The following is a 26,081-nucleotide window of genomic DNA, read 5'->3' as shown; positions in this document are numbered from 1 at the left end:
AGGGGTCGTTAGCTCAGTTGGTAGAGCAGTTGACTTTTAATCAATTGGTCGCAGGTTCGAATCCTGCACGACCCACCAGTGTAGAAAGGCGCCCTAAAGGCGCCTTTTTGCTATCTGCAGTTTTTGTAGGTCGGGTAAGGCGAAGCCGCCACCCGACAAATGCTATCCGCACCTATTTCCGGTGACTTTTCCGCTCATATTCGCTATCTTGTTTAGTATACAAAACACAATTGCCACGCGTTTTGCTATGTCATGCAAAAGAAAGGCAATATTGTTAAGCCCGTAAAACGAGAAGCCATAATGAGTGTGATGTTTGATCCTGAAGCTGCAATCTATCCGTTTCCGCCCAAGCCTGTCCCGCTAAGCCTGGATGAAAAGCAATTCTATCGCGAGAAGATCAAACGTCTTCTCAAAGAACGAGATGCGGTGATGGTGGCCCATTACTACACCGACCCGGAAATTCAGCAGCTGGCGGAAGAGACCGGGGGCTGTATCTCTGACTCACTGGAGATGGCACGCTTCGGTGCAAGACATCCCGCTTCCACGCTGCTGGTTGCCGGCGTGCGTTTTATGGGGGAAACGGCAAAGATCCTGAGCCCTGAAAAAACCATTCTGATGCCCACGCTTAACGCGGAGTGTTCGCTGGATCTCGGCTGCCCGATTGACGAATTCACGGCCTTCTGTGATGCCCATCCTGACCGCACCGTGGTGGTTTACGCCAATACCTCTGCGGCGGTAAAAGCGCGGGCAGACTGGGTAGTCACGTCGAGCATCGCCGTTGAGCTGATTGAACATCTGGACAGCCTGGGTGAGAAGATTATCTGGGCGCCTGACCGTCATCTTGGAAATTATGTCCAGAAGCAGACGGGGGCTGACGTTCTCTGCTGGCAGGGCGCCTGCATTGTGCACGACGAATTCAAAACCCAGGCGCTGGCGCGCATGAAGGCACTTTATCCTGGCGCCGCGATCCTTGTTCACCCGGAATCACCGCAGTCGATAGTCGACATGGCGGATGCCGTGGGCTCAACCAGCCAGCTTATCAACGCGGCCAGGACGTTGCCTCACAAGCAGCTCATCGTGGCGACCGATCGCGGTATCTTCTATAAGATGCAGCAGGCCGTGCCGGAGAAAGAGCTCCTTGAAGCGCCAACGGCGGGTGAGGGCGCAACGTGTCGCAGCTGTGCGCATTGCCCGTGGATGGCGATGAACGGCCTGAAGGCCATTGCCGAAGGGCTCGAGACAGGCGGTGCAGCACATGAAATCCATGTGGATGCGGCTCTGCGTGAAGGTGCGTTAATTCCGCTTAACCGCATGCTGGATTTTGCGGCTACACTACGTACTTAATTCACTACGCCCCGGGGAAAAGATGGATTTTTTTAGCACGCAGAACATTCTGGTTCATATACCGATTGGTGCAGGTGGCTATGACCTGTCATGGATTGAGGCCGTTGGCACGCTGGCGGGGTTACTCTGTATCTGGCTGGCAAGCCTGGAGAAGATCAGCAACTATGCGTTCGGGCTGATTAACGTTACGCTGTTTGCGATTATCTTCTTCCAGATCCAGCTGTACGCCAGCCTGCTTTTGCAGCTGTTCTTCTTCGCCGCCAATATCTACGGCTGGTACGCGTGGTCGCGTCAGAACAACCAGCAGGAGGCAGAGCTGCAGATCCGCTGGCTGCCCTTGCCGAAAGCCATCGCCTGGCTTGTCGCCTGTGTGGTCGCCATTGGCTTAATGACCGTCTATATCAACCCGGTGTTTGCGTTCCTGACCCGCGTCGCCGTCTCGGTCATGTCCGGTTTCGGCCTGAACGTGTCGATGCCTGTCCTCCAGCCGGATGCCTTCCCGTTCTGGGATTCCTGCATGATGGTGCTGTCGATTGCGGCGATGATCCTGATGACCCGTAAATACGTTGAGAACTGGCTGCTGTGGGTCATCATCAACGTGATTAGCGTGGCGATCTTCGCCCTGCAGGGCGTCTATGCGATGTCGCTGGAATATCTGCTGCTGACCTTTATCGCGCTGAACGGCAGCCGGATGTGGATTAACAGCGCGCGTGAGCGAGGCTCTCACGCGCTTTCCAGCTAGTGGTGGTGATGATCTGAATGTCCGGACTGCGCCTCGTTAAGGTGGCAGTCCGGCCCGTTACAGGGCTGATACTCCATCTGGATGGTGGCGTGGCCAATTTCGTAGTGATGTTCAAGAAAATGCTGGATGCGCTCAAGCAGCGCATCGTGGTCGTGAGGCGGGATCACCTGGACGTGCAGCGTCATGACCGGTTTCTCCCCTACCAGCCAGACGTGAACATGATGAACGTTGCGTACTTCCGGGACTGAACGGCGCAGGTTGCGTTTCAGCTCGTCAATATCCATCGATGCCGGTGCCCCTTCAAGCAGTTCATTCACGCTCTCCTTCAGCAGCCGCCAGGCGCTGCGCAGGACCAGACACGACACCAGTACGGACAGAATCGGATCGACAGGCGTCCAGCCGGTGTAGAGGATCACCAGCGCGGCGACAATCGCCCCGACTGAGCCGAGCAAATCCCCCAGAACATGCAGAGCCGCCGCGCGCACGTTGAGGTTCTTTTCCCCGCTGCCGCGGTGCAAAATCCAGAAGGCCAGGATATTTGCCAGCAGCCCCGCCACGGCAATCACCATCATTGTCGCCCCGGCGATAGGCTGCGGGTGTCTGAAACGCTGTACGGCCTCCCAGACGATAAGAACGGTAATGACCACCAGCGCAATGGCGTTAACAAACGCGGCGAGGGTTGTCAGCCTCAGCCAGCCGAAGGTATGGCGCGCATTCGGAGGACGACGCGCAAACTGCACCGCCAGCAGGGCGAAGAGCAGCGCTGCGGCATCGGTCAGCATGTGTCCGGCATCAGCCAGAAGCGCCAGCGAGCCGGAAATCAGGCCGCCAATGACCTCGATAACCATAAACGTTGCCGTGACGCCAAAGGCCAGCATCAGTCGTTTAGCGTTGTCGTTGCCGGGAGTGTGTGAGTGGGAATGGGAGTGCGCCATGTCTGCTTTCCTGATGTGTTATTGTTTTTAGTGTAGCGTTTTTAATAGGTTACTCCAAAAAGAAAGGAGAGCCAGAGCTCTCCTTTTTCTTCCGTTCACAACGGATTATTGGGTCGTGCCATCGGTTTTGGTATTCGCGTCGTTTCCGACTTTGTCATTAGGATCGGGGCATTTGCCGTCCTTACACATCGAGTTCTTATGAACCTCATCCGAACTCATATTGTCATGATTCATGGTGCCGGAACCGCTACCGTTAGGATGCAGCATCGTGCCGCCGGTGTTGGTATTGCCGGTATTGATCTGGCTGTTGTCGACATTATTCGGGGCGATATTCTGTTTCGCATCAGGGGCTGGCTGGCCTGCTGCCGCAGCCGCATTCGCATCACCATTGCTGTCTGAGGTGCCCGTTTCCGCGGCCAGGACGCTGCCGCTGGCCAGAGTGAGTGTGGCGGTCAGGAAGAGGGTTGCCAGTTTTGTCATTTTCATCATGGTGCTCCTGTTCTTGTCGTTACGCTGGATAACATTCTCCAACAGTGCATCTTTTTCAGAGGCGAAAGATTCCGCCTTACGGACTTACGTCAGTAGGGAATCGCGTTTAAGCGTGTAAAATTGGTTGTTACAGTTAAAAAGCTTAGGTTAGATCTCATTTTTCGCTATTTTGTGGCGATTTTTAGGCGAATTCCAGGAATTATCTGCGTGAAGTGTAAAACCGTGTTTACACTTCTTAGTCGACAAGATAGATTGAAAGGATTGCTTTCATTACTAAAGATATGGCAGAGCTGGAAAGAAAATGAATTATCAGAACGACGATTTACGCATTAAAGAGATCAATGAGTTATTACCTCCTGTAGCGCTCCTTGAGAAATTCCCCGCCACTGAAAATGCCGCAAACACGGTTTCTCATGCTCGTAAAGCGATCCATAAGATCCTGAAAGGTAATGACGATCGTCTTCTGGTGGTGATTGGCCCGTGCTCCATTCACGATCCTGCAGCCGCGAAAGAGTACGCAGCCCGTCTGCTCACCCTGCGTGAAGAGCTGAAGGACGAGCTGGAAATCGTAATGCGCGTCTATTTTGAAAAACCGCGCACCACCGTGGGCTGGAAAGGGCTGATTAACGATCCGCACATGGATAACAGCTTCCAGATCAACGACGGTCTGCGCATTGCGCGCAAGCTGCTGCTGGAGATCAACGACAGCGGCCTGCCAGCGGCCGGTGAATTCCTCGACATGATTACGCCACAATACCTGGCAGACCTGATGAGCTGGGGCGCAATTGGTGCCCGTACAACTGAATCTCAGGTGCACCGCGAGCTGGCGTCCGGTCTCTCTTGCCCGGTGGGTTTCAAAAACGGCACTGACGGCACGATGAAGGTAGCTATTGATGCCATCAACGCAGCGGGCGCGCCGCACTGCTTCCTGTCGGTGACCAAATGGGGCCATTCCGCCATCGTTAACACCAGCGGTAACGGCGACTGCCATATCATTCTGCGCGGCGGCAAAGAGCCAAACTACAGTGCGAAACACGTGGCAGAGGTGAAGGTCGGGCTGGAAAAAGCCGGGCTGCCACCGCAGGTGATGATCGATTTCAGCCATGCCAACTCCAGCAAGCAGTTTAAAAAGCAGATGGAAGTGGGTGCCGACGTCTGTCAGCAGATTGCTGGCGGCGAGAAGGCGGTGATTGGGGTGATGATCGAAAGCCATCTGGTTGAAGGGAACCAGAACCTGGAAGGCAGTGAACCGCTGGTGTATGGCAAAAGCGTGACCGATGCCTGCATTGGCTGGGACGATACCGATACCATCCTGCGTCAGCTGGCGAATGCGGTAAAAGCGCGTCGCGGTTAATTAGAATGCACAAATAAAAAAGCGCGGAAGGCTCCGCGCTTTTTTTATGTCTGGCGAAAATTACTTCGCTTTACCCTGGTTCGCAACAGCCGCTGCTTTCGCCGCGATCTCTTCTGCGTTACCCAGATAGTAGTGCTTGATTGGCTTGAAGTTTTCGTCGAACTCATACACCAGCGGTACGCCAGTTGGGATGTTCAGTTCGAGGATTTCGTCTTCACCCATGTTGTCCAGGTATTTCACCAGCGCGCGCAGGGAGTTACCGTGAGCAGCGATGATCACGCGCTCGCCGCTTTTCAGGCGTGGCAGAATGGTTTCGTTCCAGTAAGGCACAACGCGGTCGATGGTCAGCGCCAGGCTCTCGGTGGTTGGCAGCTCAGCGTCGGTCAGCTTCGCGTAACGCGGGTCGTGGCCCGGGTAGCGCTCGTCATCTTTGGTCAGCTCTGGTGGGGTGATTGCGAAGCCGCGACGCCACTGTTTAACCTGCTCGTCGCCATATTTCTCAGCGGTTTCCGCTTTGTTCAGGCCCTGCAGCGCACCGTAGTGACGTTCGTTCAGTTTCCAGGACTTCTCAACCGGCAGCCAGGCCTGATCCAGTTCGTCCAGCACATTCCACAGGGTGTGGATGGCACGTTTCAGCACAGAGGTGTAAGCAAAATCAAAGCTGAAGCCTTCTTCCTTCAGCAGTTTACCTGCTGCTTTTGCTTCGCTTACGCCTTTCTCTGACAGATCAACGTCGTACCAACCGGTAAAGCGGTTTTCGTTGTTCCACTGGCTTTCGCCGTGACGCACCAGAACCAGCTTAGTAATAGCCATCTCTTACTCCTCAAGCATTTTTAGAATGATAACAATTCTCATTATATTGCCGTGGCGGTGCCACCAGCAACGCTTAACCCTAACCATAGCGAAAATAGTCTCAGAGTGTAAGATGCTTGTGAATCCGGGGTTATGATTTTGTCTGCGATCGGCGCTATTTTCAGCAAGACGCGCAGAAAAAAGCCCTCGTTGTGAGGGCTGGCGTTTTTTGCCGGATGGCGCTTCGCTTATCCGGCCTACCCGTAGGCCCGTGCAAGCGTAGCGCCGCCGGGCATTAAGCGCGCGGAATGAAATGATACTCGGTAACGCTCACGTACTCTTCACCCGGGCGCAGCACGCAGTCCGGCTGTGGCCATTCCGGATGGTTCGGGCTGTCTGGCAGGAACTCGCTCTCCAGCGCCAGGCCTTGCCAGTCGCTGTACTCGTCGTGTTCGCGCGCCGTCGTGCCGCCGAGATAGTTGCCTGAGTAAAACTGCAGGGCAGGGGCGGTGGTATAAACCGTCATCTGCAGCTTCTCATCCGCAGACCAGACCTGCGCGGCAGGTTGTTTCACATCGCCTTTGGCCTGCAGCAGGAAAGCGTGATCGTAGCCTTTTACCTTACGCTGATCGTCATCGCTCAGAAAATCCTGGGCGATGGATTTCGCGCTGCGGAAGTCAAAGCTGGTGCCGCTCACGTCTTTGAGGCCCTGATAAGGAATGCCCATCTCGTCAACCGGCAGATACGCATCCGCCAGGATCTGCAGCTTGTGCTCACGCACGTCGCACTGGTTACCGTCCAGATTAAAGTACGCGTGGTTGGTCAGGTTGACCGGACACGGCTTGTCGACCGTCGCACGGTATTCAATGGCGATACGGTTGTCGTCGGTCAGCGTAAAGCGCGCGGACGCGGTAAGGTTCCCCGGGAAGCCCTGATCGCCATCAGGCGAATCCAGCGAGAACAGCACTTCGCCGTCGTTTTGACGAACAATCTTCCAGCGGCGTTTATCAAACCCGTCCGGTCCGCCGTGCAGCTGGTTCTCACCCTGGCTTGGAAGCAGGGTGTACTGCACGCCGTCGAGCTCAAAACGGCTCTTCGCGATGCGGTTAGCATAGCGCCCAACGGACGCGCCCAGATAGGCGGACTGATTGATGTACTGCTCAGGCGAGGCGCAGCCGAGCAGGGTCTCGCGCACGCTGCCGTCCGGCATCGGTACGCGGGCAGAAAGCAGGGTTGCCCCCCAGTCCATCACCGTAACGACCATCCCCGCGCTGTTGCGCAGGGTTAACAGGCGATACGGCAGACCATCCGGTGCAAGGGTAGGTGTTTCGTTTAGCACTGTCCGGCTCCTTGTGATGCTTTGCAAACATAGAAGGTTTCTTTGATACCCGTTTTCGCTTCGTACTGCTTCGCCACGGCCTCCTGTACGGCAGGGACCAGTTCTTCAGGCACCAGCGCAACGATACAGCCGCCAAAGCCGCCGCCCGTCATGCGCACGCCGCCTTTGTCGCCGATAGTGGCTTTGACGATATCCACCAGGGTGTCGATCTGCGGAACGGTGATTTCAAAATCATCGCGCATGGAGGCGTGAGATTCCGCCATCAGCTCACCCATACGTTTCAGATCGCCTTTCGCCAGCGCGGACGCGGCTTCAACGGTACGGGCATTTTCCGTCAGCACGTGACGAACGCGTTTGGCGACGACCGGATCCAGCTCGTGCGCCACTTTGTTAAATTCATTGAGCGTTACGTCGCGCAGGGCAGGCTGCTGGAAGAAGCGGGCGCCGGTTTCGCACTGTTGGCGGCGGGTGTTGTATTCGCTGCCCACCAGCGTGCGCTTAAAGTTGCTGTTGATAATCACCACGGCCGCGCCTTTCGGCAGGGGAACGGCTTTGGTACCGAGCGAGCGGCAATCAATTAACAGGGCATGCTCTTTTTTGCCCAGCGCGGAGATAAGCTGGTCCATAATGCCGCAGTTACAGCCCACGAACTGGTTTTCTGCTTCCTGACCGTTCAGGGCGATTTGCGCGCCGTCCAGCGGCAGATGATAAAGCTGCTGAAACACGGTTCCCACGGCGACTTCCAGAGACGCAGAGGAGCTTAAGCCCGCACCCTGCGGCACGTTGCCGCTGATGACTAAATCTGCACCGCCAAAGTTCTTGTTACGCTTCTGAAGGTGTTTCACCACGCCGCGCACGTAGTTAGACCACTGCTGGCTGTCGTGTGTAACAATTGGGGCATCAAGGGAAAACTCGTCCGCCTCATTATCGTAATCCGCCGCAATCACGCGGACTTTACGGTCGTCGCGCTTCGCACAGCTGATGACGGTCTGGTAATCAATGGCGCACGGCAGAACGAAACCGTCGTTATAGTCGGTGTGTTCACCGATCAGGTTAACGCGGCCAGGTGCCTGGATAACGTGGGTGGCAGGGTAGCCAAATTTCTCAGCAAACAGGGATTGTGTTTTATCTTTCAGACTCATTTTTTAGACTCCTGATTCGCGATAGTGGACGTCGCTAACGGCACGCAGACGTTCTGCCGCCTGTTCCGCCGTCAGGTCACGCTGGGTTTCCGCCAGCATTTCATAGCCCACCATAAATTTACGCACCGTTGCAGAGCGCAGCAGCGGCGGATAGAAATGGGCGTGCAGCTGCCAGTGTTGATTCTCTTCGCCGTTAAACGGGGCGCCGTGCCAGCCCATGGAGTACGGGAAGGAGCACTGGAACAGGTTGTCGTAACGGCTGGTCAGCTTTTTCAGCGCCAGGGCAAGGTCGTCGCGCTGCACGTCGCTGAGATCGGTGATGCGCTGCACGTGCGCTTTCGGCAGCAGCAGCGTTTCAAACGGCCAGGCGGCCCAGTAAGGGACGACGGCCAGCCAGTGTTCGGTTTCCACTACGGTGCGGCTGCCGTCGGCCAGCTCGCGCTGGGTGTAATCCACCAGCATCGGCGAACCGTTTTCCGCGTAATACGCCTTCTGCAGACGGTCTTCACGCTCGGCTTCGTTAGGCAGGAAGCTGTTCGCCCAGACCTGGCCGTGCGGGTGCGGGTTAGAGCAGCCCATCGCCGCGCCTTTGTTTTCGAACACCTGCACCCACGGATAGCTCTGCCCCAGCTCTGCGGTTTGCGCCAGCCAGGTGCTGACGACCTCTTTCAGCGCGTCCACGCTCAGCTCCGGCAGCGTTTTGCTGTGATCGGGCGAGAAGCAGATCACGCGGCTGGTTCCGCGCGCGCTTTCGCAGCGCATCAGCGGGTCGTGGCTTTCCGGCGCGTCCGGGGTGTCGGTCATCAGGGCGGCAAAATCGTTGGTGAAGACGAAGGTGCCTTTATAGTCCGGGTTTTTATCCCCGGTGACGCGCGTGTTGCCCGGACAGAGGAAGCAGTCCGGGTCGTGCTGTGGCAGCGTCTGTTTTGCAGGCGTCTCCTGCGCCCCCTGCCAGGGGCGCTTGGCGCGATGCGGAGAAACTAAAATCCATTGCCCGCTTAACGGGTTAAAACGACGATGCGGATGATCGACGGGATTAAATTGCGTCATGACGGATCCTTAGTCCGGATAGCCCTGCGGATGGCGTGACTGCCAGTGCCAGGTATCCTGTGCCATTTCATCAAGCGTGCGCGTCACACGCCAGTTAAGCTCTTTGTCGGCTTTGGTGGCATCGGCCCAGTAAGCAGGCAGGTCGCCATCACGACGCGGGGCGAAGTGGTAGCTCACCGGCTTACCGCAGGCTTTGCTGAAGGCGTTAACCACGTCCAGCACGCTGCTGCCGACCCCGGCGCCGAGGTTGTAAATATGCACGCCCGGCTTGTTGGCCAGCTGCTGCATCGCGGCAACGTGGCCGTCGGCCAGATCCATGACGTGGATGTAGTCGCGCACGCCGGTGCCGTCTTCGGTAGGGTAGTCATTGCCAAAAATCGCCAGCGAGTCGCGACGGCCCACGGCAACCTGCGCGATATACGGCATCAGGTTGTTCGGGATGCCCTGCGGATCTTCACCCATATCGCCGGACGGATGCGCGCCGACCGGGTTGAAGTAGCGCAGCAGCGCGATGCTCCACTCCGGCTGCGCTTTTTGCAGGTCGGTCAGGATCTGCTCCACCATCAGCTTGCTTTTGCCGTACGGGCTTTGCGGTGTACCGGTCGGGAAGCTTTCAACGTAAGGGATTTTGGGCTGATCGCCGTAGACGGTTGCGGAGGAGCTAAAGATGAAGTTTTTGACGTTGGCCGCACGCATGGCGGAGATGAGACGCAGGGTACCGTTGACGTTGTTGTCGTAATACTCGAGCGGTTTCGCAACGGATTCACCAACCGCTTTCAGGCCCGCGAAGTGGATCACCGCTTCGATGGCGTGGTCGTGAAGGATCTCGGTCATCAGCGCTTCGTTGCGGATGTCGCCTTCCACGAAAGTGGGTTGTTTACCGCCAAGACGTTCAATCACAGGCAGCACGCTGCGCTTACTGTTGCACAGGTTGTCGAGAATGATGACGTCGTGACCGTTTTGCAGCAGTTGCACGCAGGTATGACTACCTATGTAACCGCTACCACCTGTTACCAGAACTCGCATATTTCGCTCCATTGGGCTTATGGTATGTAATAACCATAGCATAACAGAGACGCGAAAAGTGTGACATGGGATAAAATAGTGGAATCGTTTACACTGTTTTTAAAATCCGATTTTCAGCCGCTTTTGGGCATTGTAGATCAAAGGGATAGCGATGTCTTAGTGCAGGTTATCTGAAAAACGGAGGGCGGCGCCCTCCGGGGGTTAATCGATTTTGCTTTGCAGATAACGATAGTGCTCACCGTCCGGAACAAACTCCAGGCGATGCGTGATGCAGGAGGGGGCATCTTCGGCATGGTGTGAAACGAACAGCAGCTGCGTTTCACCTTCGCTAATCAGCACGTCCACAAAGCGGCGGATAAGCTGTCGATTTAGCGGATCGAGTCCCTGCAGCGGTTCGTCGAGGATCAGAAGCGTAGGGTGTTTCACCAGCGCGCGAACGATCAGGGCCAGACGCTGCTGCCCCCACGACAGGCTATGAAACGGCGCGTCAGCGATCCGGGTGTCCATGCCCAGGATATCCAGCCACTGCTGGGCCAGCTTGTGCTGTTTGTCCGACACCGCCTGATAAATACCGATGGAATCAAAATAGCCGGAAAGGATCACGTTGCGTACCGTGGTACTGACCCGGTAATCCAGATGCAGGCTGCTGCTGACGTAGCCGATATGTTTTTTAATATCCCAGATGGTTTCGCCGCTGCCGCGACGCCGACCGAACAGCGTCAGATCGTTGCTATAGCCCTGCGGGTGATCGCCGGTTACCAGGCTCAGCAGCGTGGATTTTCCCGCGCCGTTAGGGCCGACAATCTGCCAGTGCTCGCCAGGATTGACCGTCCAGCTAAGACGGTTGAGGATCGGGCGATCTTCATAAGAGACCATCCCATCCCGCAGCACGATGCGCGGCTGGTGGGGATCAAGCGCGTGGCGGGCCGCAGGGGCGTCAGGTTCCGGAAGGGTAATACCGTCGAGTTGTTCACTGTGCGCGAGCTGGGCGATGAGCGCCTGCTTAAGCAGCGCTGTCTTTTCACCGGTCTCGGTCAGGTTACAGTCAGCCAGTACGCCTGCATGCTGGATAAAATCCGGAATTTCATCGAAGCGGTTAAGCACCAGCACCAGGGTATATCCCTGCTGATTAAGCGATTCCAGCAGGGCCGCCAGCTGCGCACGGGACTGCACGTCAAGGCCGTCAAACGGTTCGTCGAGGATAAGCAGCTCGGGCTCGCTCATCAGCGCCTGGCAGAGCAGCGTTTTCCGCGTCTCGCCGGTAGAAAGGTATTTAAAGCGCCGGTTCAGCAGGGCGGTGATGCCGAACCGTTCTGCCAGGCGCTGACAGCGGGCGGGATCTTTCACCTCATCCTGAATAATTTCCGCCGTCGTACGGCCGGTATCTTCTTCGCCAGGGCTGAGTAAATCGGTGTTGTTGCGCTGCCACTCGTCGCTCACCAGCTTTTGCAGTTGTTCAAATGACAGGCGCGTCAGGCGCGTAAAGTCGCCCTGGCATTCGCCCTTGAGGAGGGGAAGCTCGCCGGCCAGCGCGCGGGCCAGCGCGGATTTACCGCTGCCGTTAGTGCCGACAAACGCCCAGCTTTCACCCGCGCGTATCGTCAAATCAGCAATCGTCAGCGTTCGGGTATCGCTAAGACGAAACGTGCCTTGCGAAATATGCAATGATGACATGATTTATCCCTGTTTTTGCAGCAACAGATATCAGGGATACGCACTGTCGGCGCGATTGTCAATGCGCTCAGCACAATGTGGCGATAATCACCCGGTCTGCGTTGAACCAGGCGGTAACGACAGTACCTTCTTCTAAACCGTCCGCTTCGCTAAGCGGTATCGTCGCGCAAAGCTGTTGCCCGTCAGCCAGGGTCATCAGCACTTCGCACTGCGCCTGGCCGCGTTCGATATGGCTAATTGCGCCCTGTAGCTGGTTATCGGCTGCCTTTGCGGTGTCGGGATCGCGCGTGATATTGACCCACGGTGCTTTCAGCAGCACCAGCACCTCTTTACCTTCATCCAGCTCCAGGCGCTCTGCGCTCTGCGCCGTGATTGCGGCTTTCAGACGGGTGGTGCCATCGGCAAGCAGGATCTCAATATGCTGCTGTACCTGGAGATTGTCGCGCGCCGTCACCGTTCCAAACCACTGGTTGCGGGCGCTGGTTTGTAACGAGAAGCGGGAAATGGCGGCCAGCAAACTGTCCAGCGGAACGTTATCGTCGTCGCTCAAAACGTCAAACGCTTTTTGCTGGATCTGGGCTAGCAGATCGTAAAGCTGAATCAGTCGCTGGCCGTAGCGCGTGACGACCGCACCTCCACCCCCTTTTCCGCCAGTGGCTCTGTCCACCAGCGGATGCTCGCTCAGGGTGTTCATGTCATTGATGGCGTCCCAGGCACTTTTGTAGCTGATGCCCGCGTTTTTCGCCCCCTGGCTAATCGAGCCCGTTTGTTCTATTTGTTTAAGCAGGGCGATACGTCGCGGATCGGCGAAAAGCTTTTGCTGAAGTCGTAGAGTGAGAAGAATTTCGGCCTGCATAACAGTGTCCTGGCAAAAAGAGTATTGTGACCCAAATGGTGCAGGGCGCAAAGGGTACCGCACAAAAGGGGATGTTTTTCTCACTTGAAAGGGTAGAATAAGCTGTTCACAATATCTGGAGAAAACCATGTTAGAGTTGTTGAAAAGTCTGGTATTCGCCGTGATCATGGTACCAGTAGTGATGGCCATCATCCTCGGTGCCATCTACGGCCTGGGTGAAGTGTTCAACGTCTTTTCGAACATTGGTCACAGAGACCAGGCTAAAAAGCAGCATTGATTCCCCACAAAACGCCCGGCTAGCCCGGGCGTTTTGCTCTCAAGATTTTCTCGTTTTCGCCGATAATATTTAACGCATCACACCGATTTACCCCTTCAGCGGTACGATTAAACGCTGGGATCTCCCTGACGTTACCGTTATATTAATATGTATATAACGCTACTCACAGGAGTTACAGATGGCACGTTCATGGGTACGCCTTTTCGCAGGGGCAACGCTGACGCTTTCACTTACCGGACACGCGCTGGCGGACGAGGGTAAAATCACGGTCTTTGCGGCGGCGTCGCTGACCAACGCGCTGCAGGACATCGCGGCGGCGTATAAAAAAGAGAAAAACGTCGAGGTGGTCTCCTCTTTTGCCTCTTCCTCGACGCTGGCGCGTCAGATAGAAGCGGGCGCACCGGCGGATCTGTTTATCTCGGCTGACCAGAAGTGGATGGATTACGCGGCGGAGAAGAAATCAATTGATGCGACAACCCGCGAAACGCTGCTGGGGAATAGCCTGGTTGTCGTGGCGCCCAAAGCCAGCGCGCAGGCGGACATCACCATCAATAAAGAGACCAACTGGACGAGCCTGCTGAACGGCGGCCGTCTGGCGGTGGGCGATCCGGAGCACGTTCCGGCCGGTATTTATGCCAAAGAAGCGCTGCAAAAGCTGGGCGCATGGGAGACATTGTCACCGAAACTGGCCCCGGCGGAAGACGTGCGCGGCGCGCTGGCGCTGGTTGAGCGCAACGAAGCCCCGCTGGGCATTGTGTATGGCTCTGATGCCGTTGCCAGTAAAGGTGTAAAAGTGGTCGCAACGTTCCCGGAAGACTCCCACAAGAAAGTGGAATATCCTGTTGCGATTGTTGATGGACATAAAAATGCGACCGTGACGGCCTTCCGCGATTACCTGAAGGGCCCGGAGGCGTCCGCGATCTTTAAACGTTATGGATTTACGACTCACTGATGATATTGACCGATCCTGAATGGCAGGCTGTTCTGCTGAGCCTTAAAGTCTCTTCCCTGGCGGTTGCGCTGAGTTTGCCCTTTGGGATCTTCTTTGCCTGGCTACTGGTTCGCTGCCAGTTTCCCGGCAAAACGCTGCTCGACAGCGTGCTTCATCTTCCGCTCGTTTTGCCGCCAGTAGTGGTCGGTTACCTGCTGCTGATTTCGATGGGGCGACGCGGTTTTATCGGCGAGAAGCTTTACGACTGGTTTGGGCTGACGTTTGCGTTTAGCTGGCGCGGTGCGGTACTGGCGGCGGCGGTGATGTCATTCCCACTGATGGTGAGGGCGATACGCCTCGCGCTGGAAGGCGTGGACATGAAGCTTGAACAGGCGGCCCGCACGCTGGGCGCAGGGCGCTGGCGCGTCTTTTTCACCATCACGCTACCCCTGACGCTACCCGGCATTATTGTTGGTACGGTGCTGGCCTTTGCCCGCTCGCTGGGCGAGTTTGGCGCGACGATCACGTTTGTGTCGAACATCCCCGGCGAGACGCGAACCATCCCGTCGGCAATGTACACTCTGATTCAAACGCCGGGCGGTGAAGGCGCGGCGGCGCGGCTGTGTATTATTTCAATTGTGCTGGCGCTGGCATCGCTAATGGTGTCTGAATGGCTGGCGCGGCTCAGCCGCGAGCGGATGGGGAAATAAGCATGCTGGAACTCCATTTTACCCAGACGCTGGGAAATCATACCCTGACGCTTAACGAAACGCTGCCGGCAAGCGGAATCACCGCCATCTTTGGCGTGTCGGGAGCGGGAAAAACATCGCTGATTAATGCCATCAGCGGCCTGACCCGCCCGCAGTCTGGCCGTATTGTCCTGAATGACCGCGTCCTGAATGACGTAGAGAATAAGGTTTACCTCTCGCCGGATAAACGCCGCATCGGCTATGTTTTCCAGGATGCGCGCCTGTTCCCGCACTACAGCGTGCGCGGCAACCTGCGTTACGGCATGGCGAAAAGCATGGCCGGGCAGTTTGATAAGCTGGTGACGCTGTTAGGCATTGAACCTCTGCTCGACAGGCTACCCTCCTCGCTCTCCGGTGGAGAAAAACAGCGTGTGGCCATTGGCCGCGCGTTGCTGACCGCACCCGAACTGCTGCTGCTCGACGAACCGCTGGCCTCGCTCGATATTCCGCGTAAACGCGAGCTTCTGCCTTATCTACAGCGACTGACGCGAGAAATTAATATTCCGATGCTCTACGTCAGCCATTCGCTGGACGAAATCCTCCATCTGGCCGACAAGGTGCTGGTGCTGGAAGAGGGCAGCGTTAAGGCGTTTGGCAACCTGGAAGAGGTGTGGGGCAGCAGCGTAATGCACCCGTGGTTACCCAAAGAACAGCAGAGCAGCATACTGAAAGTGAGCGTTCTGGAACACCATCCACACTACGCGATGACCGCCCTGGCGCTGGGTGACCAGCATCTTTGGGTCAATAAGATCGACAAACCGTTGCAGTCCGCGCTGAGAATTCGCATCCAGTCATCGGACGTCTCGCTGGTGCTGCAGCCGCCGCTGCAAACCAGTATTCGAAATATTCTGCGCGCCAAAGTTGCGGAGTGTTTTGATGATAACGGGCAGGTGGAAGTGAAGCTTGAAGTGGGCAGCAGGACGCTCTGGGCGCGCATCAGCCCGTGGGCCAGGGATGAGTTAGGGATCAAACCTGGCCTGTGGCTTTACGCGCAAATTAAGAGCGTCTCGATTACCGCCTGATTACAGCAGGTGGGTATAAATGTACTGCGCGATGCTGTCGGTAGTGTTGTCGCCAATCACCACGTTGGCGCGGGCTTTGACCGCGTCGTCGGCATTGCCCATCGCCACGCCGGTACCGGCGGCTTCCAGCATGCTGATGTCGTTGTAGTTATCACCAAAGGCGATAACATCCTGCATCGACCAGCCCTGAGATTCCACAAACTGCGTCAGCCGCTTGCCTTTGCTGTTGCCTTTGCGGGCAATATCCACCTGGTCATGCCAGGACCATTCGCACTCCAGACCCAGCGTCTGCTCCACGTGTTTTGCGAAGGTGTTCAGTTTGGTGGTGTCTTCATCCGTCAGGGCGAATTTCCAGATAGCCTCAACGTCCTGGGCGGCCTGACGCAGGGAGGAAACCTGGGTAAAGACCGGACGCTGCGCTTCAGGCAGGGACAACGCCCAGTTGCTGGTGCGCACCACATGGCCAGTAGGGCGCTCGTACACCATCGCGTTATCCACGTACATCAGGCCGTGAACGGCATGCTCATCCAGCAGATCAATCAGCTGCAGCGCCTGGGGAACCGGCAGTGGGTCGGAGGCTAAAACCTTTTTTGCCTGATAATCATACAAATAAGTGCCATTACAACAAATTGCAGGTGTATCTAACGCCAGTGCCTGATAAAAAGGGTGAATGGCAACGTGATGTCGACCCGTTACGATAAGGAGTTGATATCCCACTTCCTGCGCGCGTTTAAGCGCCTCAAGGGAGGAGGGGAGAAGGGTTTTTTGCGGCGTCAGTAAGGTACCGTCTAAATCCAGAGCAATCACACGCGAGGTCATCTGTTTTCCCGGGTTAATATTGAATTTACGTTTTGATGGGATGGTACACCGAGAGGCGAAAGCTTCAAAATTCCTGTCGACAATTCAGCATTCACCGTCAAAAGTTAACTACTTTCATGCGCAGTGAGGAGTGAATATTCATGAAACAAACCGTTTATACCGCCAGTCCTGAAAGCCAGCAGATCCACGTCTGGCGTTTAAATACCGAAGGGACACTCACGCTGGTTCAGGTTGTTGACGTGCCAGGTCAGGTGCAGCCGATGGTCATCAGCCCGGATAAACGTTTCTTGTACGTGGGTGTGCGCCCGGAGTTCCGCGTGCTGGCCTATCGCATTTCTCCGGACGATGGCGCGCTGACGTACACTGCCGAAGCCCCGTTGCCGGGCAGCCCAACCCACATCTCCACCGATCGTAAAGGCAACTTTGTCTTCAGCGGCTCTTATAACGCGGGCTGCGTCAGCGTAACGCATCTGGAAAATGGCATTCCGGTCGAAACCGTGGATGTGGTTGAAGGGCTTGAAGGCTGCCACTCGGCGAATATCACGCCGGATAACCGCACGCTGTGGGTGCCTGCGCTGAAGCAGGATCGTATCTGCCTGTTCACCCTGAGCGACGATGGTCACCTGGTGGCGCAGCATCCTGCCGAAGTGACTACCGTTGAAGGCGCGGGTCCGCGTCATATGGTCTTCCATCCGAACCAGCAGTACGCCTACGTGGTCAATGAACTGAACAGCTCTGTGGACGTCTGGGAGCTGAAAGATCCTAACGGCCAGATTGAGTGCGTGCAGACGCTGGATATGATGCCGTCTGACTTCTCCGACACCCGCTGGGCGGCGGATATCCACATTACGCCAAATGGCCGCCATCTGTACGCCTGTGACCGTACCTCCAGCCTGATTACCGTGTTTAGCGTCTCCGAGGATGGCAGCGTGCTGGCCATTGAAGGCTTCCAGCCAACGGAAACCCAGCCGCGCGGCTTTAATATCGATCACAGCGGTAAATACCTGATTGCGGCGGGGCAGAAATCCCACCACATCGCGCTGTATGAAATTAAAGGTGAGCAGGGGCTGCTGGAAGAGAAAGGACGTTACGCCGTCGGCCAGGGGCCAATGTGGGTCGTGGTAAACGCTCACTAAGCGGCTAAAAACAAAAAACCTCGCGAATGCGAGGTTTTTTTATGCCCGGTGGTAGCCGGGTGTGCACATCAAAACGTAACCAACACGTCCATCATAATATTGGCTTAAGGTGATGTAAATTCATCGTCAACGAAGAAAAGAGATTATGAGACGATGGTAGATATCAATATTTAATATAATCAGTGAGTTATTTATGTTCTCTTTATAAATTCCTAAACTCCCTTTAACTGTTTTTATGTACAGTAATGGTCTGATATTATTCTGTCCGTTGGTTTGATGTGTTGCAGTTCCGCAATTCAGGATCCTTTTTAAGTCCTGGCTGTCGGGTGGTGCCGACGGTGCCTAAACTGCGGAGCACATCAAAACATAACCAACACACCTCTGGTGACAGGCAGCGGAAAGGTAAATCAGAGGAGAAGTGCTCTATACCAAAGGAGTGGCGTATGAGCGGTGTGGAATGGGCAATTCTGTTCCTGCAACTCATGGTTGCGATTATGCAACTATTGGATGCGTATCTTAAGTTTGGTGCCTGACGTATCCAGTCGCAGTAAAAAGGGGGATTAACATCCCCCTTTTTACTCTCATCTTACTGCTTCGGCTCAGCAACCACTTTGCTACCCAGACCGCGGTTATTGTATTCCCACATGCGGTTGAAGTTAGCGTCGTTCAGGTTGCGCTGCACGTTTCCTTTATCATCCACCGCACCGGTATTGCCGGAGAATGGACGTTTGGAGATCGCGGCATCAGCCCACGGCTTCGCCATGTTGAAGCCTTCGTTGATCACGCTGTCGCGGATCACGACCTGGCCGTTAGTGGCAGAGTCGACGTCCAGGGAGCGTCCCAGCTGCGCCACGCCGTCACCGGCAGCGTTAAAGCGGCTGTTCACGGCCAGGAAGCCGTAGAAGAGGTTAGACTGGGTTGCCGGAGCAAACACGTAGCCTTCCTGCTGAGTACGTGAATTCACCACGCGGAAATCGGTGTTATCAAATACCACCGCGCCGCGCCCGGACACCAGATCCACGTCACCTTCAACGTAGCTGTTGGTCACCAGCGTACGGGTCAGGCGGTTATTCTGCAGGGTGTTCTGCACGCCGCTGTTGGTCACGAAGAAGGTGTTCTGTCGGCCCAGAATGTTGACGTTGTTAATCTGCACCTGGTCGCCATCGCTACGCAGCGCAACGGCCTGGTGGTTACCGGCATCAACGCTGTCGCCCAGGGTATTCTGAATGGTCAGGTTCTGCAGCTGCAGACCGTTATTCTGAGACCAGAACACCGCTGAGCACATCACGCCAATGGTGGCGGAACGCTTGCTCTGGCAGTTATCAAACATGTACCACGCCGGTTTACCCGGCATATATTTACCGGCCGGGTTCACCAGGTGCCGCCAGGTGTTGCTGTCGATTTCGGAATCAATCGCCAGGCCAATTTTTACGTCGATCGCTTTTTCGCCCAGACCGTAAAGCGTAACGCTGCCTGGAGCCGCCGGAACATATACGGTGCCTTCATATTCACCCGGCAGGATCGCGATGTACTGGCGAGACGCGCTATGTTTAGTGATGGCAGCATCAACCGCAGCCTGAATAGAGGTGTGCGTTACGCCCTGCGCACCTGCCGGGCCAACCACGAAGTCAGGCTGTTTAGGCAGGTTAATAGACGACGGGGTCCACGGCGCAGCGTTAGGATCCATCGCTGAGAAGTAGTGCGCACGGTCGAAGTTCTTCGCTTCATCAGCGGACAAAATCGGGCGGGAGGCGGTACCGGGCGCAGCCTGCTCAGAAGGTCGCTGATCCGGTGGAGTTGAACTGCATGCGGATAAGGTCACGCCAAAGGCGAGTGCTAACGCCAGACGGGAAATCCTGGAAATGTTCAAGGTGAAGCTCCTGGGTATGCAAGTCTTTACGGGATAGACGGAATAGCCTGCTTTTTTATACTAAGTTGAGCGAAACGGGAAGATAAAAAGGGTAAAAGTTGCATTTTTAGCCCCGGAGCGGCAGGTAAGTGATCACAAATAAATAACATTTTCCGCAAAGTCGGTTGACAGCAGACAACAGATGAAAATAAATGTCTATACAATCTAAGACAAGTGGAACGCCCCATGCAGCAGATTCATCCCGACGATGTAATATGGCGAAATGCGCGACTGGCTACGATGGCGCCGGACGTATCTGCGCCTTATGGACTGAAAGAGCAACATGCCCTGGTCGTGCGCGGCCACACCCTTCTGGCCGTGATCCCTGAATCTGACATTCCTGCCGGACACCCTCGCTGTGTCGATCTCCAGGGGCGTCTGGTCACGCCTGGCCTGATTGACTGCCATACCCACCTGGTGTTTGGCGGCGATCGCGCGGCGGAGTGGGAGCAGCGTCTGAACGGCGCCTCTTATCAAACGATTAGCGCCCAGGGGGGCGGGATTAACGCGACCGTGACGGCGACGCGCAGCAGCTCAGCCGAAACCCTGCTTCAACTGGCGCAGCAGCGGCTTCAGCGACTGATGAATGAAGGCGTCACCACGGTTGAAATCAAGTCGGGATACGGTCTAAACCCCGAGGCCGAAGAGAAGATGCTGCAGGTCGCGCGCCAGCTGAGCCTCAATAATCCGATCGATATCAGCCCAACGCTGCTGGCGGCGCATGCGGTTCCAACGGAATACCGGCAGGATCCCGATGCGTATCTCACGCTGGTCTGCGAGCAGATATTGCCCACGCTGTGGCAGAAAGAGTTATATGAAGCAGTAGACGTGTTTTGTGAAAACGTCGGCTTCACCCCGTCGCAAACTGAGCGCCTCTTTAAGGCTGCCACCGCGCTCGGTATTCCGGTGAAAGGGCATGTCGAGCAGCTGTCTAATCAGGGCGGCGCGGCGCTGGTCAGCCAGTATAAGGGGCTTTCCGCCGATCATATTGAGTATCTCGACGACGCAGGCGTTCAGGCGATGGCGGAAAGCGGCACGGTTGCCGTCCTGTTGCCGGGTGCGTTCTATTTTCTTCAGGAGCGCCAGCGACCGCCGGTGGAATGGCTCAGAAAACAGGGTGTCCCGATGGCCGTCGCGACCGACTATAACCCCGGCACCAGCCCGTTTGCCAGCCTGCACCTGGCGATGAACATGGCCTGCGTCCAGTTTGGTCTGACCCCTGAAGAAGCCTGGGCTGGCGTCACGCGGCATGCCGCGCAGGCGCTGGGCCGTGGCGCAACCCACGGGCAGCTCAGGGCAGGGTTTGTCGCTGATTTCATCGTCTGGGATGCTCGCCATCCGGTAGAGATGGTCTACGAGCCGGGACGCAATCCGCTGTATCAACGTATTTTCCGTGGGGAGGCAGTATGAGGTTATGGCGGCCGGTAGCCGAAACGGTCTGGCAGGGGCGCGACGACAGCGCCGAGGCCAGCAATGCAACGCGCATTTTCCAGACGATAAAGCAGCAGGGACAGTTCACGCCGCTTGCATCCGGCATCGCGCTGATCGGCTTTGAATGTGATGAAGGGGTAAAACGCAATCAGGGCAGGCCCGGCGCCATGCAGGCACCGGATATGCTGCGAAAAGCGCTGGCGAATATGGCAAGTCATCAGGGGCATGAACGGCTGACGGATATGGGCTCGGTTTACGTTGAAGGCGACGAGCTGGAAGCGGCGCAGAAGGCGTTAAGCGATGCCGTCACGACCTGCCAGCAGTCCGGGATGCGCACGCTGGTCTTTGGCGGCGGGCACGAAACCGCCTGGGCGCATGGTCGGGGCGTTCTGGATGCGTTCCCTAACGAGCGCGTGGCGGTGATCAACCTTGATGCCCATCTTGACCTGCGCAAGGCCGACCGGGCGACGTCCGGCACCCCATTTCGCCAGCTGGCGCATTACTGCGATGAGCGCGGGCGGGAATTTCAGTACGCCTGCTTTGGCGTGAGCCGGGCGGCGAACACGCTGGCGCTGTGGGATGAGGCCGAACGCCTGAACGTCACGCTGGTGGAAGATCTCCATTTCAGGCGCGATGCGCTATCCGCGCTGGAAAAGGTGCTGACGCAGGCCGATCGTATCTATCTGACGATCGATCTGGACGTCCTGCCCGCCAGCGAAATGCCTGCCGTGTCCGCCCCGGCTGCGTTAGGCATACCGGCGCTGGATCTTCTCCCGGTTATCGAACAAATCTGCCGCAGCGGTAAGCTACAGGCCGCCGATCTGGTAGAGTTTAACCCGCAGTACGATCGGGACGGACAGGGCGCAAAGCTTGCCGCCCGTCTGGCCTGGCAAATTGCTCACTGGTGGGCATAACACTATTCAAGGAGTCACGATGTTTTCACGCTCACCTCTGCCGCCGTCGAGCCCTCCCGCGCCTTTCTACGAAAAGGTGAAGCAGGCAATCAGCGAAAAAATCGCCACCGGCGTCTGGCGCCCGCACGATCGCATCCCCTCGGAGGCCGAGCTGGTGGCGCAGTTTGGTTTTAGCCGGATGACCGTCAACCGGGCGCTGCGCGAACTGACCGACGAAGGGCTTCTGGTGCGCCTGCAGGGCGTGGGGACGTTTGTGGCGGAACCGAAAGGGCAATCTGCCCTGTTTGAAATCCGCAGTATTGCCGATGAGATAACCTCGCGAAATCATCAGCACCGCTGTGAGGTGCTGGTGCTCGAAGAGACCCAGGCCAGCGCCGAGCAGGCCGTAGAGCTGAATGTCAAAGAAGGCAGCCGTATCTTCCATTCCGTGATGGTGCATTTTGAGAACGACATTCCGGTGCAGATTGAAGATCGCTGCGTGAACGCTGAACGGATACCGGACTATCTGAATCAGGATTACACCCAGACCACCCCGCACGCCTATCTCTCGCTCGTCGCTCCGCTCACGGAAGGGGAGCACATTGTGGAAGCCGTGCGCGCCACGCCGCAGGAGTGCGAGCGGCTGCGTATTAAAGAGCACGATCCGTGCCTGCTGATCCGCCGTCGGACCTGGTCCTCATCGCACATTGTGTCGCATGCCCGGCTGCTTTTCCCGGGTAACCGCTACCGGCTGCAGGGCCACTTTATGTCATAAGTTTTAAAAGCGTGATAGCTAACGCAATATAACAAAATTGTATCTTTTTTGTTAAATCTGACCTTGTGTGTGCTTGTCTATACAAGTATATCTAAATGCATCACTGTCCCGTATGAGGAGCACACAATGTCGTCAGGTAAATACCGCCAGCAGGATGTCCGCGCCGCGCGCGGCACCACTCTCACCGCCAAAAGCTGGCTCACCGAAGCCCCGCTGCGCATGTTGATGAACAACCTCGATCCTGAGGTAGCGGAGAACCCCCACGAGCTGGTGGTCTACGGCGGCATAGGCCGCGCCGCGCGCAACTGGGAATGCTATGACGCAATTGTAAAATCCCTGACCGAACTCGAACACGACGAAACCCTGCTGGTGCAGTCCGGCAAGCCGGTGGGCGTGTTCAAAACGCACAAAAACGCACCGCGCGTGCTGATCGCCAACTCTAACCTCGTGCCGCACTGGGCCACGTGGGAACACTTCAACGAACTGGACGCGAAAGGGCTGGCGATGTATGGCCAGATGACCGCGGGGAGCTGGATCTACATCGGCAGCCAGGGGATCGTGCAGGGCACCTACGAGACCTTCGTGGAAGCCGGCCGCCAGCACTATAACGGCTCGCTGAAAGGCCGCTGGGTATTGACCGCGGGTCTCGGCGGCATGGGCGGCGCGCAGCCGCTGGCCGCCACGCTTGCCGGCGCGTGCTCGCTCAACATTGAGTGCCAGCAGAGCCGCATTGATTTCCGTCTGCGCACCCGCTACGTCGATGAACAGGCAACCGATCTGGACGATGCGCTGGCGCGTATCAAAAAATACACCTCCGAAGGCAAAGCGGTGTCGATTGCCCTGTGCGGCAACGCGGCGGACATTCTCCCGCAGCTCGTCGCCCGCGGCGTGCGCCCGGATCTGGTCACCGACCAGACCAGCGCCCATGACCCGCTGCACGGTTACCTGCCAAAAGGCTGGACGTGGGAAGAATATCAGCAAAAAGCGGAAACCGACCCTGAAGGCACGGTGCTTGCGGCGAAACGCGCCATGGCTGAGCACGTCTCCGCCATGCTGGCCTTTAGCCAGATGGGCATTCCGACCTTTGACTACGGCAACAACATCCGCCAGATGGCGAAAGAGATGGGCGTAAGTAACGCGTTCGACTTCCCGGGATTCGTTCCTGCCTATATCCGCCCGCTGTTCTGCCGCGGTATCGGCCCGTTCCGCTGGGTTGCCCTGTCCGGTGACCCGGAGGACATCTACAAAACCGATGCCAAAGTGAAAGAGATCGTCGCCGATGACGAACACCTGCACCGCTGGCTGGACATGGCCCGCGAGCGCATTAACTTCCAGGGCCTGCCGGCGCGTATCTGCTGGGTAGGGCTGGAGTGGCGGCAAAAACTGGGCCTCGCCTTCAACGAAATGGTGCGCAGCGGTGAAGTCTCCGCGCCGATCGTCATTGGCCGCGACCACCTGGACTCCGGCTCCGTCGCCAGCCCGAACCGCGAAACGGAAGCCATGCGCGACGGCTCGGATGCGGTCTCCGACTGGCCATTGCTGAACGCTCTGCTCAATACCGCCAGCGGCGCGACCTGGGTATCGCTGCACCACGGCGGCGGCGTGGGGATGGGCTTCTCCCAGCATTCCGGGATGGTCATCGTCTGCGACGGAACCGATGAAGCCGCCGCGCGTATCGCTCGCGTGCTGCACAACGACCCGGCAACCGGCGTGATGCGTCACGCGGATGCGGGTTACGAAATTGCCATTGACTGTGCCAAAGAGCAGGGCCTTAACCTGCCGATGATCCCTGCCACACAAGGAAAGCATTAATGAACGCATTAACACTCACTCCCGGCTCGCTGACGCTCAAGCAGCTGCGTAACGTCTGGCGTAAACCGGTCACCCTTTCGCTGGATGCAAGTGCCCACGCCGCCATTAACGACAGCGTCGCCTGCGTCGAAGCCATCGTTGCCGAAGGGCGCACCGCCTACGGGATTAACACCGGCTTTGGGCTGCTGGCGCAGACCCGCATCGCGACGCACGATCTGGAAAACTTACAGCGTTCGCTGGTGCTGTCGCATGCGGCGGGCGTGGGTCAGCCGCTGGACGATGAGATTGTCCGTCTGATGATGGTCCTGAAAATTAACAGCCTGGCGCGCGGTTTCTCCGGCATTCGCCTGAGCGTGATTCAGGCGCTGATGGCGCTGGTGAATGCAGAAGTCTATCCGTGGATCCCGGCAAAAGGCTCCGTTGGTGCTTCCGGCGATCTTGCGCCGCTGGCGCACATGTCGCTGCTGCTGCTGGGCGAAGGCAAAGCGCGCTGGCAGGGCGAGTGGCTTCCTGCGAAAGAGGCGCTGAAAAAAGCCGGGTTAAATCCGATCACGCTGGCGGCGAAAGAGGGGCTGGCGCTGCTGAACGGCACACAGGCATCGACCGCTTTCGCGCTGCGCGGCCTGTTTGAAGCGGAAGATCTGTTTGCCTCGGCGGTAGTGTGCGGTGCGCTGACCACCGAAGCCGTGCTGGGCTCGCGTCGCCCGTTCGATGCCCGCATCCACGAGGTGCGCGGTCAGCGCGGGCAGATTGATGCCGCCGCGATGTACCGTCACGTGCTTACCGACACCAGCGAAATTGCCGATTCACACCATAACTGCGAAAAGGTGCAGGATCCGTATTCCCTGCGCTGCCAGCCGCAGGTGATGGGCGCGTGCCTGACGCAGCTGCGCCAGGCGGCAGAGGTCCTGTTGGTGGAGGCCAACGCGGTGTCCGATAACCCGCTGGTGTTCGCCCAGGAAAACGAGGTGGTTTCCGGGGGCAACTTCCACGCCGAGCCGGTGGCAATGGCGGCGGACAATATCGCCCTGGCGATTGCCGAAGTCGGCGCGCTGTCCGAGCGCCGTATTGCGCTGATGATGGATAAACATATGTCCCAGCTGCCGCCGTTCCTGGTGCGTAACGGCGGGGTCAACTCGGGCTTTATGATTGCCCAGGTCACCGCGGCGGCGCTGGCGAGCGAGAACAAAGCCCTGTCGCACCCGCACAGCGTGGACAGCCTGCCAACGTCAGCGAACCAGGAAGATCACGTTTCGATGGCACCGGCTGCCGGGCGTCGTCTCTGGGAAATGGCCTCCAACACCCGCGGCGTGCTGGCGGTGGAATGGCTGGCGGCAAGTCAGGGTGTCGATCTGCGAGAAGGGCTAAAATCCAGCCCGCTGCTGGAGCAGGCGCGTCATGCGCTGCGCGAGCATGTATCGCACTACGATGACGACCGCTTCTTTGCGCCGGATATTGATAAGGCGATGCAGCTTCTGGAAGAAGGGCGGCTGGTGGGGCTGTTGCCGCCGGTGCTGTGATTTTTTGCCCGGTGGCGTTGCGCTTACCGGGCCTACGCGTGCGAAATGTAGGCCGGGTAAGGCG

At 57.2% G+C, this 26,081-nt stretch carries 25 protein-coding genes and 1 tRNA gene; 15 read left to right on the top strand and 11 right to left on the bottom strand.

The window, feature by feature from the left end; genetic code table 11:
* Positions 1–2 precede the first annotated feature (2 nt).
* The 3 genes from NQ230_RS16810 (at position 3) to pnuC (ending at position 2,086) form a co-directional block, all read left to right on the top strand.
* Positions 3–78: transfer RNA gene (locus NQ230_RS16810), tRNA-Lys, on the top strand.
* 222 nt (positions 79–300) lie between these two features.
* Positions 301–1,344, top strand: a complete 1,044-nt coding sequence (gene nadA, locus NQ230_RS16805) for a quinolinate synthase NadA (protein WP_159513670.1) — start codon at positions 301–303, stop codon at positions 1,342–1,344.
* A 22-nt stretch (positions 1,345–1,366) separates the two neighbouring features.
* The gene (pnuC, locus tag NQ230_RS16800; protein ID WP_257258334.1) at positions 1,367–2,086 is read left to right on the top strand and encodes a nicotinamide riboside transporter PnuC; all 720 of its coding nucleotides are present in this window, start codon (positions 1,367–1,369) and stop codon (positions 2,084–2,086) included.
* Here pnuC and zitB read toward each other — a convergent pair.
* Together zitB and NQ230_RS16790 are read right to left on the bottom strand one after the other, a co-directional pair.
* Complete coding sequence (gene zitB, locus NQ230_RS16795) at positions 2,083–3,021, bottom strand: CDF family zinc transporter ZitB (protein ID WP_193940210.1); 939 nt, start codon at positions 3,019–3,021, stop codon at positions 2,083–2,085. The genes pnuC and zitB overlap by 4 nt on opposite strands.
* Before the next feature lie 105 nt (positions 3,022–3,126).
* The gene (locus NQ230_RS16790) at positions 3,127–3,507 is read right to left on the bottom strand and encodes a protein YbgS (protein ID WP_032661161.1); all 381 of its coding nucleotides are present in this window, start codon (positions 3,505–3,507) and stop codon (positions 3,127–3,129) included.
* A 304-nt stretch (positions 3,508–3,811) separates the two neighbouring features.
* On the opposite strand from NQ230_RS16790, the gene aroG reads away from it, so the two are divergent.
* Positions 3,812–4,864 carry a 3-deoxy-7-phosphoheptulonate synthase AroG gene (gene aroG, locus NQ230_RS16785; RefSeq protein ID WP_063143140.1) on the top strand — a complete coding sequence of 351 codons (1,053 nt, stop codon included), beginning with the start codon at positions 3,812–3,814 and terminating at the stop codon, positions 4,862–4,864.
* Between the two features lie 60 nt (positions 4,865–4,924).
* Here the strand turns inward: aroG and gpmA are convergent, their stop codons facing one another.
* The 7 genes from gpmA to modE all read right to left on the bottom strand — a co-directional run bounded on the left by gpmA (position 4,925) and on the right by modE (position 12,743).
* Positions 4,925–5,677: a 2,3-diphosphoglycerate-dependent phosphoglycerate mutase gene (gene gpmA, locus NQ230_RS16780; protein WP_023310804.1), complete on the bottom strand. Its 753-nt coding sequence runs from the start codon at positions 5,675–5,677 to the stop codon at positions 4,925–4,927.
* A 274-nt stretch (positions 5,678–5,951) separates the two neighbouring features.
* Positions 5,952–6,995 carry a galactose-1-epimerase gene (gene galM / locus NQ230_RS16775; protein ID WP_257258332.1) on the bottom strand — a complete coding sequence of 348 codons (1,044 nt, stop codon included), beginning with the start codon at positions 6,993–6,995 and terminating at the stop codon, positions 5,952–5,954.
* Positions 6,989–8,137 carry a galactokinase gene (galK, locus tag NQ230_RS16770; RefSeq protein ID WP_121425429.1) on the bottom strand — a complete coding sequence of 383 codons (1,149 nt, stop codon included), beginning with the start codon at positions 8,135–8,137 and terminating at the stop codon, positions 6,989–6,991. The genes galM and galK overlap by 7 nt, the downstream gene beginning before the upstream one ends.
* Positions 8,138–8,140: 3 nt before the next feature.
* On the bottom strand, positions 8,141–9,187 hold the full coding sequence (gene galT, locus NQ230_RS16765) for a galactose-1-phosphate uridylyltransferase (protein ID WP_257258330.1): 1,047 nt from the start codon (positions 9,185–9,187) through the stop codon (positions 8,141–8,143).
* Positions 9,188–9,196: 9 nt separating this feature from the next.
* A complete protein-coding gene (gene galE / locus NQ230_RS16760; protein ID WP_024908784.1) occupies positions 9,197–10,213 on the bottom strand; it encodes a UDP-glucose 4-epimerase GalE in 1,017 nt (338 codons plus the stop codon).
* Positions 10,214–10,414: 201 nt separating this feature from the next.
* Entirely contained in the window at positions 10,415–11,887 is a 1,473-nt protein-coding gene (modF, locus tag NQ230_RS16755) for a molybdate ABC transporter ATP-binding protein ModF (RefSeq protein WP_257258328.1), read from the bottom strand.
* A 67-nt stretch (positions 11,888–11,954) separates the two neighbouring features.
* Positions 11,955–12,743, bottom strand: coding sequence for a molybdenum-dependent transcriptional regulator (gene modE, locus NQ230_RS16750; RefSeq protein WP_257258327.1), 789 nt, complete (start codon positions 12,741–12,743; stop codon positions 11,955–11,957).
* Between the two features lie 127 nt (positions 12,744–12,870).
* On the opposite strand from modE, the gene NQ230_RS16745 reads away from it, so the two are divergent.
* The 4 genes from NQ230_RS16745 (at position 12,871) to modC (ending at position 15,722) form a co-directional block, all read left to right on the top strand.
* Positions 12,871–13,020, top strand: coding sequence for an AcrZ family multidrug efflux pump-associated protein (locus tag NQ230_RS16745; RefSeq protein WP_008501118.1), 150 nt, complete (start codon positions 12,871–12,873; stop codon positions 13,018–13,020).
* 178 nt (positions 13,021–13,198) lie between these two features.
* A complete protein-coding gene (gene modA / locus NQ230_RS16740) occupies positions 13,199–13,972 on the top strand; it encodes a molybdate ABC transporter substrate-binding protein (protein WP_198884980.1) in 774 nt (257 codons plus the stop codon).
* Positions 13,972–14,661: a molybdate ABC transporter permease subunit gene (modB, locus tag NQ230_RS16735; RefSeq protein ID WP_032641645.1), complete on the top strand. Its 690-nt coding sequence runs from the start codon at positions 13,972–13,974 to the stop codon at positions 14,659–14,661. Before modA ends, modB begins: the two co-directional genes overlap by 1 nt.
* A gap of 2 nt (positions 14,662–14,663) precedes the next feature.
* Positions 14,664–15,722, top strand: a complete 1,059-nt coding sequence (modC, locus tag NQ230_RS16730) for a molybdenum ABC transporter ATP-binding protein ModC (RefSeq protein WP_257258326.1) — start codon at positions 14,664–14,666, stop codon at positions 15,720–15,722.
* Here the strand turns inward: modC and NQ230_RS16725 are convergent, their stop codons facing one another.
* Complete coding sequence (locus NQ230_RS16725; RefSeq protein ID WP_121425421.1) at positions 15,723–16,541, bottom strand: pyridoxal phosphatase; 819 nt, start codon at positions 16,539–16,541, stop codon at positions 15,723–15,725.
* Between the two features lie 140 nt (positions 16,542–16,681).
* Here NQ230_RS16725 and pgl point away from each other — a divergent pair, with 140 nt between their 5' ends.
* Entirely contained in the window at positions 16,682–17,677 is a 996-nt protein-coding gene (gene pgl / locus NQ230_RS16720) for a 6-phosphogluconolactonase (RefSeq protein WP_257258325.1), read from the top strand.
* Positions 17,678–18,120: 443 nt separating this feature from the next.
* A complete protein-coding gene (gene tisB / locus NQ230_RS23010) occupies positions 18,121–18,210 on the top strand; it encodes a type I toxin-antitoxin system toxin TisB (protein WP_023332440.1) in 90 nt (29 codons plus the stop codon).
* Positions 18,211–18,263: 53 nt separating this feature from the next.
* Here tisB and NQ230_RS16715 read toward each other — a convergent pair whose 3' ends face one another.
* Positions 18,264–19,547, bottom strand: coding sequence for a putative acyl-CoA thioester hydrolase (locus tag NQ230_RS16715; RefSeq protein WP_159513681.1), 1,284 nt, complete (start codon positions 19,545–19,547; stop codon positions 18,264–18,266).
* A gap of 225 nt (positions 19,548–19,772) precedes the next feature.
* Here NQ230_RS16715 and hutI point away from each other — a divergent pair, with 225 nt between their 5' ends.
* The 5 genes from hutI to hutH all read left to right on the top strand — a co-directional run bounded on the left by hutI (position 19,773) and on the right by hutH (position 26,017).
* Entirely contained in the window at positions 19,773–20,996 is a 1,224-nt protein-coding gene (hutI, locus tag NQ230_RS16710; protein WP_257258323.1) for an imidazolonepropionase, read from the top strand.
* Positions 20,993–21,931: a formimidoylglutamase gene (hutG, locus tag NQ230_RS16705; RefSeq protein ID WP_257258321.1), complete on the top strand. Its 939-nt coding sequence runs from the start codon at positions 20,993–20,995 to the stop codon at positions 21,929–21,931. Before hutI ends, hutG begins: the two co-directional genes overlap by 4 nt.
* Before the next feature lie 19 nt (positions 21,932–21,950).
* A complete protein-coding gene (locus NQ230_RS16700) occupies positions 21,951–22,685 on the top strand; it encodes a histidine utilization repressor (RefSeq protein WP_159513684.1) in 735 nt (244 codons plus the stop codon).
* A gap of 126 nt (positions 22,686–22,811) precedes the next feature.
* On the top strand, positions 22,812–24,497 hold the full coding sequence (gene hutU / locus NQ230_RS16695) for a urocanate hydratase (RefSeq protein ID WP_257258320.1): 1,686 nt from the start codon (positions 22,812–22,814) through the stop codon (positions 24,495–24,497).
* Positions 24,497–26,017, top strand: coding sequence for a histidine ammonia-lyase (gene hutH, locus NQ230_RS16690; protein WP_257258319.1), 1,521 nt, complete (start codon positions 24,497–24,499; stop codon positions 26,015–26,017). The genes hutU and hutH overlap by 1 nt, the downstream gene beginning before the upstream one ends.
* Positions 26,018–26,081: the final 64 nt, after the last annotated feature.

Origin of the sequence: Enterobacter asburiae, assembly GCF_024599655.1 — a bacterium.
GTDB classification, from domain to species: Bacteria; Pseudomonadota; Gammaproteobacteria; order Enterobacterales; family Enterobacteriaceae; genus Enterobacter; species Enterobacter asburiae_D.
This window is presented reverse-complemented; position numbering and strand designations above follow the sequence as displayed.